The following is a 13,457-nucleotide window of genomic DNA, read 5'->3' as shown; positions in this document are numbered from 1 at the left end:
CGGGTTTTTTATTGGCTTCAGCTCAGGCGCTTAGCGCCATTCCTTGAAGCGGTTGATCAGCGCATTGGTCGAGCTGTCGTGGCTGCTGATTTTCTCACTGCCCGCCAGCTCCGGCAGGATGCGGTTAGCCAGCTGTTTGCCCAGCTCCACGCCCCACTGATCGAAGGTGAAGATGTTCAGGATCGCGCCCTGGGTGAAGATCTTGTGCTCATACAGCGCGATCAGGCTGCCCAGGCTGAACGGGGTGATTTCGCGCAGCAGGATCGAGTTGGTCGGCCGGTTGCCTTCAAACACCTTGAACGGCGCCACGTGCTTGACCTGCTCAGGAGTTTTGCCCTGCGCCGCGAACTCGGCTTCCACCACTTCCAGCGACTTGCCGAACGCCAGCGCTTCGGTCTGAGCGAAGAAGTTGGACAGCAGTTTGGCGTGATGATCGCCCAGCGGGTTATGGCTGATGGCCGGCGCGATGAAATCGCACGGCACCAGCTTGGTGCCCTGGTGGATCAACTGATAGAACGCATGCTGGCCGTTGGTGCCCGGCTCGCCCCAAATGATGGGACCGGTCTGGTAATCCACCGGGTTGCCGTTGCGATCGACGTACTTGCCGTTGGATTCCATGTTGCCCTGCTGGAAGTAAGCGGCAAAACGGTGCATGTACTGATCGTACGGCAGAATGGCTTCGGTTTCGGCGCCAAAGAAGTTGTTGTACCAAATACCGATCAGCGCCAGCAACACCGGCAGGTTTTTCTCCGCCGACGTTTCGGCGAAGTGCTTGTCCATGGCGTGCGCGCCGCTCAGCAGCTGCTCGAAGTTGTCATAACCGATGGACAGCGCAATCGACAAACCGATCGCCGACCACAGGGAGTAGCGCCCGCCGACCCAGTCCCAGAATTCGAACATGTTGTCGGTATCGATGCCGAACTCAGCCACCGCTTTGCCGTTGGTGGACAGCGCGGCGAAGTGCTTGGCCACGTGCTGTTGATCGGCGGCGCTGCTCAGGAACCAGTCGCGCGCGCTGTGGGCGTTGGTCATGGTTTCCTGAGTGGTGAAGGTTTTGGAGGCCACCAGGAACAGCGTGGTTTCCGGATTCAGCGGCTGCAGCGTTTCGGCGATGTGGGTGCCGTCGACGTTGGAGACGAAGTGCATGTTCAGGTGGTTTTTATAAGGGCGCAGCGCTTCGGTCACCATGTAAGGGCCGAGATCCGAACCGCCGATGCCGATGTTCACCACATCGGTGATCGGCTTGCCGGTGTAGCCTTTCCACTCGCCGCCGATGACGCGCGCGCAGAACTGTTTGATCTTGGCCAATACCGCGTTCACTTCCGGCATCACGTCTTTGCCGTCGACCAGGATCGGGCTGTTGCTGCGGTTGCGCAGGGCAATATGCAGCACCGCGCGATCTTCAGTGCGGTTGATTTTCTCACCGGCGAACATCGATTTGATGGCGCCTTGCAGATCGGTTTCTTTCGCCAGCGCCTGCAGCTTCTCCAGGGTTTCCTGCGTGATGCGGTTCTTGGAATAGTCCACCAACATTTGGTCGTTGAAGGTCGCGGAGAACCTGGAGAAACGATCGCTGTCCTGGGCGAACAGGTCGGCGATCCGTACGTCTTTCATCTGTGCATAATGTTGCTGCAGGGCTTGCCAAGCAGCGGTTTGACTAGGATTGATATTTTTCATAGCAACACTCTTAGGCTTGAGAATAAAAATGACGCGTTTGTCCGATTGTAGCCTGTTCGACTGTGATTATGATCTCTTTTCTTGCGATAGGCGCTAACTGTCAACGCATTGCCGCCTCGTTTCAGCTTTCACTCTATACTTTTGGCTAACGGCCTGTTATCGGGGTTGCCGAATTGTCATCAGGCTGTGTCATCGTCGCTTATTTCGTCATTTGAAAGGGATCTCGCTTATGGAATTATCCGCCCCGCTCATGTTGGTGCTTATCGGTCTGGCGTCGCTGCTGGCGCAGTGGCTGGCCTGGTTGCTGCGCCTGCCGGCCATTTTGCCGCTGCTGCTGTTCGGCATCGTGCTCGGCCCGACGGTGCATCTGGTGCAGCCGGATCTGCTGTTCGGCGATCTGCTGTTTCCGCTGGTGTCGCTGTCGGTGGCGATCATCCTGTTCGAGGGGGCGCTGACGCTGCGCTTCGAGGAGATACGCGGCCTCGGCGGCGTGGTGCGCAACCTGGTCACCGTCGGCATGCTGGTTACCTTTCTGGTCATCAGCCTCGCCAGCTGGTGGCTGCTGGATTTCCCGCCGGAGCTGGCGGCGCTGATCGGCGCGGTGACGGTAGTGACCGGGCCGACGGTGATCGCCCCGCTGATGCGCGTGGTGCGGCCGAACGCCAACATTAACCAGGTGTTGCGTTGGGAAGGGATCGTCATCGATCCGGTCGGCGCCATCTTCACCCTGCTGGTGTTCGAGTTTATCGTGCTGAAGCAGAATGCGGAGTCCTATACCCACCTGTTTTGGACGCTGGGCGTGACCGCCGCCGTCGGCCTGATCGCCGGCGCGCTGTTCGGCTACCTGCTCGGCCTGGCGCTGCGCCGCGTCTGGCTGCCGCGCTATCTGCAGAACTTGGCGGTGCTGGCGATCATGCTGACCGCCTTCGGCGTTTCCAACGCCATCGCCGACGAATCCGGCCTGCTGACCGTCACGGTGATGGGCATCTGGCTGGCCAACATGCGCGACGTGGACACCAGCGATATTCTGGCGTTCAAAGAGGAGCTGTCGGCGATCCTGATCTCGGCGCTGTTCATCATTCTGGCGGCGCGGCTCGACATCCAGGCGCTGTGGCACATGGGCTGGCCGCTGCTCCTGCTGCTGCTGGCGGTGCAGTTCATCGCCCGGCCGCTGTGCATCGCGGTGTCGACCTGGCGCTCTTCCCTGCACTGGCGCGATCGGCTGCTGCTGTGCTGGATCGCCCCGCGCGGCATCGTCGCCGCGGCGGTCAGCTCGCTGTTCGCGTTGACGCTGCAGCGCAGCGGCTATCAGGGCGCCGACCGGCTGGTGACCGTGGTGTTCGCCATCATCATCGGCACCGTGGTGTTGCAAAGCCTGACCAGCGGCATGATGGCGCGCTGGCTGCGGGTGCAGCAGCAGAAACCGCGCGGCGTGCTGATCGTCGGCGCCAACAGCGTGGCGCGCATGCTGGCGCAGGCGCTGATCAAGCTGAACGTGCCGGTGATCGTCACCGACAGCAGCTGGGAATACTACCGTCAGGCGCGCATGGACGGCATTCCGGCCTACTATGGCCACGCCTACTCCGAACACGCCGAGAACTATCTCGATCTGAGCAATATCGCCCAGGTGCTGGCGCTGTCGCCCAATCGTCACCAAAACGCGCTGGCCGTCTATCACTTCGGCCACCTCTTCGGCGAGGATCACGTGTTCGCCATTCGTTCGGGGGCACCGTTGAAAGGGCGCGGCGCCAGCGCGGAAAGTTCGCGTTTCCGCCGGCATGAAATTTTATTTAATCAGGAAGCCACCTACGGCCGCCTGAGCAGCCTGCTCGCCAGAGGGGCCACCATCAAAGCGACCAAATTGAACGAAAATTTCGGTTGGCTGGAGTATTTGGAGAAACATCAGGGCGTTATTCCGCTATTCAGCCAAAAGGAAGACGGTTCTCTGCAACCGATTGGCGCCGGTTCCACGCCCGCGATGCCCTGTACGCTTATCGCGCTGGTGCAAGATGAAAATCCCTCACCGTCTGTACGTTGACAGAATGGCGATAACCGGCTATTCCTAACAGCCTACTTGCGCACCCGGTGCGCAAGCCAGAAGAGGCGCGTCGCCCAGGTAGAGTGTCAGAGGAGCCGTTTCTCCGTTGACGGCACCCGAGGGGGAGCGACGCCGAGGTACGATAATGGCCGGCCATTATCGTATCGACTACAGGGGCTGAATCCCCTGGGTTGTCACCAGGGGATCGCCACAGGGCGATCGACAAGGTGGGGCGCTTCTGGGTGTATCGTAGCCTGACCTCTACGCCTGCCCCCTGTTTACCGCTCTCCCCTTGTGCCAAGGCTATGGAATTACAGTGCCCCAAACGGGCATCCCTGACACGAGGTTTCTAGATGAACCAAGCAGCACCCCAGAATTCCACCGTGGTAGCCAAGTTCGGCGGCACCAGCGTCGCCGACTTTGAAGCCATGAACCGCAGCGCCGACGTCGTGCTGGCCAATCCGCAGGTCCGCCTGGTGGTGTTGTCCGCCTCGGCGGGCGTCACCAACCTGTTGGTCGCCCTGGCCGAAGGTTGCGAGGCCGACAAACGCAACTACCAGCTTGATGAAATTCGTCGCATCCAGTACGCCATCCTCGATCGCCTCGCGGCGCCTGCGGTGATCCGCGACGAGATAGACCGCCTGCTGGAAAACATCGCCATGCTGTCGGAGGCCGCGTCGCTGGCCACCTCGACGGCGTTGACCGACGAACTGGTCAGCCATGGGGAGCTGATGTCCACCCTGCTGTTCGTTGAAATCCTGCGCGCCCGCAACGTGCAGGCCGAATGGTTCGACGTGCGCAAAGTAATGCGCACCGACGATCACTTCGGCCGCGCCGTGCCGGACAGCGCCGCGCTCAGCGAACTGGCCCGGTCGCAGTTGCAGCCGCGCCTGCAGGAAGCGCTGGTGGTCACCCAGGGCTTTATCGGCAGCGAGCCAAAAGGCCGCACTACCACGCTCGGCCGCGGCGGCAGCGACTATACCGCCGCGCTGCTCGGCGAGGCGCTCGGCGTCGGCCGGGTGGATATCTGGACCGACGTGCCGGGCATCTACACCACCGATCCGCGCGTGGTGCCGGCGGCCAAGCGCATCGACAAAATCGGTTTCGAAGAGGCGGCGGAAATGGCCACCTTCGGCGCTAAAGTGCTGCATCCGGCCACCCTGTTGCCGGCGGTGCGCAGCGATATTCCGGTGTTCGTCGGCTCCAGCAAGGATCCGGCGGCCGGCGGCACGCTGGTGTGCAACACCACCGAGAACCCGCCGCTGTTCCGCGCGCTGGCGCTGCGCCGCAAGCAAACGCTGCTGACGCTGCACAGCCTGAACATGCTGCACGCGCGCGGTTTCCTGGCCGAGGTATTCAACATCCTGGCGCGCCATAATGTCTCCGTCGATCTGATCACCACTTCGGAAGTCAGCATCGCGCTGACTATGGACACCACTGGCGCCACCTCCGTCGGCGGCAGCTTGCTGACCACCTCACTGCTGACTGAACTGTCGTCGCTGTGCCGGGTGGAAGTGGAAGAAAACCTGGCGCTGGTGGCGATCATCGGCAACCAGCTGTCACGCGCCTGCGGCGTGGGCAAAGAGGTGTTTGGCGTGCTCGATCCGTTCAATATCCGCCTGATCTGCTACGGCGCCAGCAGCTATAACCTGTGCTTCCTGGTGCCGGGCGAAGAAGCCGAGCAGGTGGTGCGTACCCTGCATCACAACCTGTTCGAATAAGTCATTATCCTGATTGCGGGCGCAGCATGCTGCGCCCCTGCGTCTAAAAAATCCGTTCAAAACCTGCAGGGGTTCAGCATGTTGAGCCCGCAATAAAAACACAACCACACCCGCCGTTCTCAATCTGGCTAAGGAAAACCTGCATGCTGGCACTGCTCACGCGCTTATTCCCCCTCTGGGCGATACTGCTGTCCGTCGCCGCTTATTACACGCCGACCACCTTTACCGGTATCGGCCCCTACGTCAGCCCGCTGCTGATGCTGATCATGTTCGCCATGGGCGTTACGCTGCGGCTCGACGACTTCAAACGCGTGCTGGCGCGCCCCGGCCCGGTGGCGGCAGGCATCTTCCTGCATTATCTGATCATGCCGCTGGCGGCCTGGATCCTGGCGATGCTGTTCCGCATGCCGCCGGATCTGTCCGCCGGCATGGTGCTGGTGGGCAGCGTGGCCAGCGGCACCGCCTCCAACGTGATGATCTATCTGGCCAAGGGTGACGTGGCGCTGTCGGTGACCATCTCGGCGGTCTCGACGCTGGTGGGGGTGTTCGCCACGCCGCTGCTGACCCGTCTGTACGTCGACGCCGAGATCAGCGTCGATATCATGGGCATGCTGTTGAGCATTCTGCAGATTGTGGTGATCCCGATCGGCCTGGGCCTGATCGTCCACCATACCCTGACCAAGGTGGTGAAACGCATCGAGCCACTGTTGCCGGCGTTGTCGATGGTGTGCATTCTGGCGATCATCAGCGCGGTGGTGGCGGGCAGCCAAAGCCATATCGCTTCGATCGGTCTGGTGGTGATCGTCGCGGTGATCCTGCACAACGGCATCGGTCTGCTGAGCGGCTATTGGGGCGGCAAATTGTTCGGCTTCGACGAGTCCACCTGCCGCACGCTGGCGATCGAAGTGGGCATGCAGAACTCCGGGTTGGCGGCCACGCTGGGTAAAATTTACTTCTCACCGCTGGCCGCGCTGCCAGGCGCGCTGTTCTCGGTCTGGCACAACCTCTCCGGTTCGCTGCTGGCGGGTTATTGGTCCGGCCGCCCTATCAAGAAGAAATAAACCGCCTGCAGGGACGCAAACAATTGCGTCCCTTTTCTTTCCTGCGAAATTTCGTATTTCCCACTGGTCGGATTGTCATAATTCCTCTCATCCCCTATCATCCGTGAAAAATAAAAATTCAGATTCTTCCTATCCATGCCGATAATGTTGGCAAGAGGAAGAGGCGCTCCACTTTTTTTAATTAATTAAGTCACCAGGGTTGCCCGCCATAAAAGAAGCAGCCTAATTATTATTTAGATATATACCCACCGTCTTATTTGCTGCGGCAAATCAAGATATCTCGCAATGTGCATGTCGCTCATTATTTCGGGCCGGCCGTCGGCCGCCCGTGGTTAACCTCATGGATTGGGCTGGCTGCCCCGGCGGCCTCTCATAATGGATTACAATGATAAAAAAAATCACCGCCTTGACGCTGTTGGTCAGCACGGCCCTTTCCGCTGAAACCCTGCCGGACTCCCACATGATGCAGGATATGTCGATGGGGGAGTCGCGCCGCGCGCTGCAAGACAGCACGCGTGAAGTCAACCAGTTGATTGAGCAACGCCGCTACCAGCAGCTGAAGCAACAGCGCCTGCTGGCGGAACCGGAACCGGCCGCGCCCGCCCTGCCGCAGTCCGCGCAGTGCCTGCCGATCGCCGGCGTTTATCTGCAAGGTGTCACCCTGCTCTCGCCGGCCGATTTATCGGCCCTGAGCGCGCTGCCGGAACAGTGCATCAGCAGCAACGATATCAATCGCCTGACCCGTGAATTAACGCGCCTTTATGTGCAAAAAGGCTATATCACCGCACGCGTGCAAATTGTTCGCCCTAATTCACAAGGAGAATTGGGGTTAAGCGTGACCGAAGGATTTATCGAGAAAATAGAAGGCGGCGATCGCTGGGTCAACAGCCGTTTATTATTTCCGGGGCTGGAAGGCAAGCCGTTGAAATTAACCGAGCTTGATCAGGGATTGGATCAGGCCAACCGTTTGCAATCGAATACCACCAAGCTGGATATATTGCCCGGCCGCCAGGTTGGCGGTTCGGTTATTCGCTTGCGCAATCAGCATGCCAAGCCCTGGCTGATTACCGCCGGCACGGATAATTACGGCCAAAAAAGCACCGGCCGGTGGCTGGCGCGCGCCACCGCCACGTTGGACAGCCCGTTCGGCCTGTCGGACTTTGTCAGCCTGAACGCCAACAGCACGCTGGAAAATCCGGCTCACCGCTATAATCGCGCCTATACCCTGCTCTATTCGCTGCCGTACGGCGCGTTCACCTTCAGCGGGTTCGCCAGCTTCTCGTCCTATGAAAACCACCAGCAGTTGCCGCACAACGTGGTCAAACTGCACGGCCAGACCCAACAGTACGGGCTGCGCAGCGACTACGTGTTTTATCGCGATCACGATCAGATAGACAGCCTGAGCGGCCAGCTGACCTACAAGCGCATCGATAACTACTTCGAAAGCGTGCGCCTTGAGGTCAGCAGCCCAACGCTGACCCTGGCCGAACTGAGCGCCAGCCACCTGCAAATTCTGCCCAATGGCGTGTTCAGCGCCAACCTCAGCGTCGAGCAGGGGATGCCGTGGCTGGGGGCCGGCCGCCACCCGAGTTCGGTGCACCTCGACAGCCAGTTCACCAAGGGCAAGCTGTTCGCCAACCTCAGCCAGCGCCTCAGGCTGGGCGACGCCACCTATCAGCTCAACAACCTGTTCTACGGCCAGTACAGCCGCGATCCGCTGCCCGGCGTGGAGTGGCTGAGCCTCACCGATCGCAGCGCCGTACGCGGCTTCAGCCGCAGCACCCAGTCCGGGGACAACGGCTGGTATCTGCAGAATACGCTGTCGCGCAGTTTCAATCTGGGCGCCACCACGCTGACGCCGCGCCTCGGCGCCGACGTCGGCCGCATTCTGCCGCGTCAGGACAACTCTGGCTGGCGCAGCAGCGCCGGTATAAGCACCGGCGCCACATTGCGTTATCAGCGAGCGCTGGTCGATCTGGAGGTCAGCCGCGGCTGGATTTTGTCCAACCACGCTACGCCGGAAGATCCCGTTCAGGTGTTGGCCCGCTTTTCTTACACCTTTTAATCAACAGTTTTGCAGGACCCCACGGCAATATACGGAGAGACATGGATGAAAAATAATAACTTCAGACTTTCGGCGGCAGGCAAACTGGCCGCTGCGCTGGCGATTATTCTCGCCGCTTCCGCCGGCGCCTACGCCGCAGAGATCGTTGCGGCCAACGGCGCCAACGGCCCCGGCGTCTCCACCGCCGCCACCGGCGCGCAGGTGGTCGATATCGTCGCGCCGAACGGCAACGGGCTGTCGCACAACCAATATCAGGACTTCAACGTCAACCAGCCCGGCGCGGTGCTGAACAACTCCCGCGAGGCGGGACTGTCGCAGCTGGCCGGCCAACTGGGCGCCAACCCCAATCTGGGCGGACGCGAAGCCAGCGTGATCCTCAACGAAGTGATCGGCCGCAACCCGTCGCTACTGCATGGCCAGCAAGAGATCTTCGGCATGGCGGCCGACTACGTGCTGGCCAACCCGAACGGCATCAGCTGTCAGGGCTGCGGGTTCATCAATACCAGCCATTCCTCACTGGTGGTCGGCAACCCGCTGGTGGAAAACGGCGTGCTGCAGGGTTACAGCACCTTCGGCAACCGCAACACTCTGAGCCTCAATGGCACCCTGAACGCCGGCGGCGTACTGGACCTGATCGCGCCGAAGATCGACAGCCGCGGCGAAGTGATCGTGCAAGATTTCAAACAGTCGAATGGTAAAGTGACCTCGGCGACGATCAACGCCATCAGCGGCCTTAACCGTGTGGCGCGCGACGGCACGGTGCAGGCTAGCCAACAGATGCCGACCGCGCTGGACAGCTACTACCTCGGCAGCATGCAGGCCGGGCGCATCAACATCATCAACACCGCGCAGGGCAGCGGCGTGAAGCTGGCCGGCTCGTTGACCGCCGGCGATGAACTCAAGGTGAAGGCCTACGACATTCGCAGCGAAAGCCGCGTCGACGACGCCAGCAGCAACAAAAACGGCGGCGATAACTATCAAAATTACCGTGGCGGCATCTACGTCAACGATCGCAGCAGCAGCCAGAAGCTGACCCGCACCGAACTGAAAGGCAAGAACATCAGCCTGGTGGCGGATAATCACGCGCACCTCACCGCCACCGATATCCGCGGCGAAGACATTACGCTGCAGGGCGGCAAACTGACGCTCGACGGCCAGCAGTTGAAGCAGACGCAAGGCCATACCGACGATCGCTGGTTCTACTCTTGGCAATACGACGTTACCCGCGAACGCGAGCAACTGCAGCAGGCGGGCAGCACCGTCGCCGCCAGCGGCAGCGCCAAACTCATCAGCACCCAGGAAGACGTGAAACTGCTGGGCGCCAACGTCAGCGCCGACCGCGCGCTGAGCGTCAAAGCGGCGCGCGACGTACACCTTGCCGGGCTGGTGGAGAAGGACAAATCCAGCGAGCGCGGCTACCAACGCAACCACACCTCCAGCCTGCGCACCGGCAGATGGAGCAGCAGCGACGAAAGCGAAAGCCTGAAGGCCAGCGAACTGCGCAGCGAGGGCGAACTGACGTTGAAAGCCGGTCGCAATGTCTCGACTCAGGGAGCCAAGATTCACGCCCAGCGCGATCTGACGATCGATGCAGACAACCAGATCCAGGTCGGGGTGCAGAAAACCGCCAACGCCAAAGCGGTGCGCGATGACAAAACCTCCTGGGGCGGCATCGGCGGCGGCGACAACAAGAACAACAGCAATCGCCGCGAGATCAGCCACGCTTCCGAATTGACCAGCGGCGGCACCCTGCGCCTGAACGGTCAGCAAGGCGTCACCATTACCGGCAGCAAGGCGCGCGGTCAGAAAGGCGGCGAAGTCACCGCCACCCACGGCGGCCTGCGCATCGACAACGCGCTGAGCACCACCGTGGACAAAATCGACGCGCGCACCGGCACCGCCTTCAACATCACCAGCAGTTCGCACAAGGCCGACAACAGCTACCAGAGCAGCACCGCCAGCGAGCTGAAGTCCGACACCAACCTGACGCTGGTCAGCCACAAGGATGCCGACGTGATCGGCAGCCAGGTCGCCAGCGGCGGTGAGCTGAGCGTCGAGTCGAAGACCGGCAACATCAACGTCAAGGCCGCCGAGCGGCAGCAGAACATCGACGAGCAGAAGACCGCGCTCACCGTTAACGGCTACGCCAAAGAAGCCGGCGACAAGCAGTACCGCGCCGGTTTGCGCATCGAGCACACCCGCGACAGCGAGAAAACCACCCGCACCGAGAATAGCGCCTCAAGCCTCAGCGGCGGCAGCGTGAAGCTCAAGGCGGAGAAGGACGTGACCTTCAGCGGCTCCAAATTGGTCGCCGACAAAGGCGACGCCAGCGTCAGCGGCAATAAGGTTTCGTTCCTGGCGGCCGACGACAAAACGGCCTCAAACACCGAGCAAACCAAGATCGGCGGCGGTTTCTATTACACCGGCGGCATCGACAAACTCGGCAGCGGCGTGGAAGCCGGCTACGAGAACAGCAAAACTCAGGCGCAAAGCAGCAAGGCGATCACGTCCGGCAGCGACGTCAAAGGCAATCTGACGATCAACGCCCGCGACAAGCTGACCCAGCAAGGCGCGCAGCACAGCGTCGGCGGCGCCTATCAAGAAAACGCCGCCGGCGTCGATCACCTTGCCGCCGCCGACACCGCCAGCACCACCACCACCAAAACCGACGTCGGCGTGAACATCGGCGCCAACGTCGATTACAGCGCCGTGACCCGTCCGGTCGAGCGCGCGGTCGGCAAGGCGGCCAAGCTGGATGCCACCGGCGTCATCAACGACATCGGCGGCATCGGCGCGCCTAACGTCGGCCTGGATATCGGCGCACAGGGCGGCAGCAGCGAAAAACGCAGCAGCAGCTCGCAGGCGGTGGTCAGCTCGGTGCAAGCCGGCAGTATCGACATCAACGCCAAAGGCGAAGTGCGCGATCAGGGCACGCAGTACCAGGCGAGCAAAGGCGCGGTCAACCTGACGGCGGACAGCCACCGCAGCGAAGCCGCGGCAAACCGTCAGGACGAGCAGAGCCGCGACACCCGCGGCAGCGCCGGCGTGCGCGTCTACACCACCACCGGCAGCGATCTGACCGTGGACGCCAAGGGCGAAGGCAGCACCCAGCGCAGCAACAGCAGCGCCAGCCGGGCGGTGGCCGGCTCGATCGACGCGGCCAATGGCATCAACGTCAACGTGAAAAAAGACGCGGTCTATCAGGGTACCGCGCTGAACGGCGGCAGCGGTAAAACCGCCGTCAACGCCGGCGGCGATATCCGCTTCGATCAGGCCAGCGACAAACAGAGCGAGAACCACAGCGGCTTTAACGTCAAAGCGTCCGCCAAAGGTGGCTTCACCGCCGACAGCAAAAACTTCGGCGCCGGTTTCGGCGGCGGCACCAACAACGGTGAAAGCAGCAGCAGCACGGCGCAGGTCGGCAACGTCAGCGGCCAGGGTGTGGAGCTGAAGGCGGGCCGCGATCTGACGCTGCAGGGCACCGACGTCAAGAGCCAGGGCGACGTCAGCCTGCGCGCGGGCAACAAAGTCGCACTGCAGGCGGCGGAATCGACCCAAACGCGTAAGGAAAGCAAGCTGTCCGGCAATATCGATCTGGGCGCCGGCAGCAGCGACAGCAAGGAAAAAACCGGCGGCAACCTCTCCGCCGGCGGCGCCTTCGACATCGCCAAAGTCAATGAGTCCGCGACCGAGCGCCAGGGCGCCACTATCGCCTCAGACGGCAAGGTCACCCTGTCCGCCAACGGCAAAGGCGATGACGCGCTGCATCTGCAGGGCGCCAAAGTCAGCGGCGGCAGCGCCGCGCTCGAGGCGAAAAACGGCGGCATCCTGCTGGAGTCCGCCAAAAACGAGCAGCATAAGGACAACTGGAGCCTGGGCATCAAAGCCAACGCCAAAGGCGGCCAAACCTTCAACAAGGACGCCGGCGGCAAGGTCGATCCGAACACCGGCAAAGATACCCACACGCTGGGCGCCGGTCTGAAAGTCGGCGTGGAGCAGCAGGATAAAACCACCCACGCCAACACCGGCATCACCGCGGGCGACGTGGCGCTCAACAGCGGCAAGGACACCCGTCTCGCCGGCGCGCGCGTCGACGCCGACAGCGTCCAGGGCAAGGTGGGCGGCGATCTGCGCGTTGAAAGCCGCAAAGACGTTGAGAACGGTGTGAAGGTGGATGTGGATGCCGGTCTGAGCCACAGCAACGATCCGGGCAGCAGCATCACCTCCAAGCTGTCGAAGGTCGGCACGCCGCGTTACGCCGGTAAGGTGAAAGAGAAACTGGAGGCCGGAGTGAACAAAGTGGCCGACGCCACCACCGACAAGTACAACAGCGTGGCGCGTCGCCTTGATCCGCAGCAGGACACCACCGGCGCGGTCAGCTTCAGCAAGGCCGACGGCAAAGTCACGCTGCCGGCAACGCCGGCCGGCGAAAAACCGCAAGGCCCGCTGTGGGATCGCGGCGCACGCACCGTCGGCGGCGCGGTGAAAGACAGCATCACCGGTCCGGCCGGTCGCCAGGGGCACCTCAAGGTCAATGCCGACGTGGTGAACAACAACGCGGTCGGCGAGCAATCGGCGATTGCCGGCAAGAACGGCGTGGCGCTGCAGGTCGGCGGCCAAACCCAACTGACCGGCGGCGAGATCCGCAGCCAGCAAGGCAAGGTGGAACTGGGCGGCAGCCAGGTCAGCCAGCAGGACGTCAACGGCCAACGCTATCAGGGCGGCGGCCGCGTCGATGCGGCGGCCACGGTCGGCGGGCTGTTAGGCGGCGCGGCGAAGCAAAGCGTCGACGGCAACGTGCCGTTCGCCAGCGGCCATGCTTCAACTCAGCAGGCGGACGCCAAAGCCGGCGTGTTCAGCGGCAAATAACGCGCCTTTCCTGCACAACGCCCCCG

General features: G+C 61.9%; 6 protein-coding genes and 1 riboswitch. Of the genes, 5 read left to right on the top strand and 1 reads right to left on the bottom strand.

The genetic code is table 11. From position 1 onward, the window contains the following. Positions 1–30 precede the first annotated feature (30 nt). Positions 31–1,677 (bottom strand): glucose-6-phosphate isomerase, encoded by a 1,647-nt coding sequence (gene pgi, locus ACTJJ6_RS19175; protein ID WP_143778446.1) that lies wholly within the window; start codon positions 1,675–1,677, stop codon positions 31–33. A gap of 229 nt (positions 1,678–1,906) precedes the next feature. On the opposite strand from pgi, the gene ACTJJ6_RS19170 reads away from it, so the two are divergent. From ACTJJ6_RS19170 to ACTJJ6_RS19150, 5 genes are all read left to right on the top strand, one after another. Then, positions 1,907–3,715, top strand: a complete 1,809-nt coding sequence (locus ACTJJ6_RS19170) for a cation:proton antiporter (RefSeq protein ID WP_028128300.1) — start codon at positions 1,907–1,909, stop codon at positions 3,713–3,715. 52 nt (positions 3,716–3,767) lie between these two features. Further along, positions 3,768–3,961, top strand: a riboswitch (Lysine riboswitch). A gap of 107 nt (positions 3,962–4,068) precedes the next feature. Further along, positions 4,069–5,436 (top strand): lysine-sensitive aspartokinase 3, encoded by a 1,368-nt coding sequence (gene lysC, locus ACTJJ6_RS19165; protein WP_028128299.1) that lies wholly within the window; start codon positions 4,069–4,071, stop codon positions 5,434–5,436. Positions 5,437–5,579: 143 nt separating this feature from the next. Further along, on the top strand, positions 5,580–6,497 hold the full coding sequence (panS, locus tag ACTJJ6_RS19160; protein WP_440803854.1) for a ketopantoate/pantoate/pantothenate transporter PanS: 918 nt from the start codon (positions 5,580–5,582) through the stop codon (positions 6,495–6,497). A gap of 385 nt (positions 6,498–6,882) precedes the next feature. After that, on the top strand, positions 6,883–8,562 hold the full coding sequence (locus tag ACTJJ6_RS19155; protein ID WP_016930293.1) for a ShlB/FhaC/HecB family hemolysin secretion/activation protein: 1,680 nt from the start codon (positions 6,883–6,885) through the stop codon (positions 8,560–8,562). 45 nt (positions 8,563–8,607) lie between these two features. Next, a complete protein-coding gene (locus ACTJJ6_RS19150; RefSeq protein WP_440803857.1) occupies positions 8,608–13,431 on the top strand; it encodes a hemagglutinin repeat-containing protein in 4,824 nt (1,607 codons plus the stop codon). Positions 13,432–13,457 lie beyond the last annotated feature (26 nt).

Source organism: Serratia sp. 22278, from assembly GCF_052045405.1.
In the GTDB taxonomy this organism is placed as follows: Bacteria; Pseudomonadota; Gammaproteobacteria; order Enterobacterales; family Enterobacteriaceae; genus Serratia; species Serratia marcescens.
Note: the sequence above shows the minus strand (reverse complement) of the source record. Positions and strands in the feature narration are given on the sequence as shown.

Bases quoted from the DNA above. Each gene is read 5' to 3' on its own strand.
- pgi (WP_143778446.1), bottom strand. From the start codon at position 1,677: ATGAAAAATATCAATCCTAGTCAAACCGCTGCTTGGCAAGCCCTGCAG.
- ACTJJ6_RS19170 (WP_028128300.1), top strand. From the start codon at position 1,907: ATGGAATTATCCGCCCCGCTCATGTTGGTGCTTATCGGTCTGGCGTCG.
- lysC (WP_028128299.1), top strand. From the start codon at position 4,069: ATGAACCAAGCAGCACCCCAGAATTCCACCGTGGTAGCCAAGTTCGGC.
- panS (WP_440803854.1), top strand. From the start codon at position 5,580: ATGCTGGCACTGCTCACGCGCTTATTCCCCCTCTGGGCGATACTGCTG.
- ACTJJ6_RS19155 (WP_016930293.1), top strand. From the start codon at position 6,883: ATGATAAAAAAAATCACCGCCTTGACGCTGTTGGTCAGCACGGCCCTT.
- ACTJJ6_RS19150 (WP_440803857.1), top strand. From the start codon at position 8,608: ATGAAAAATAATAACTTCAGACTTTCGGCGGCAGGCAAACTGGCCGCT.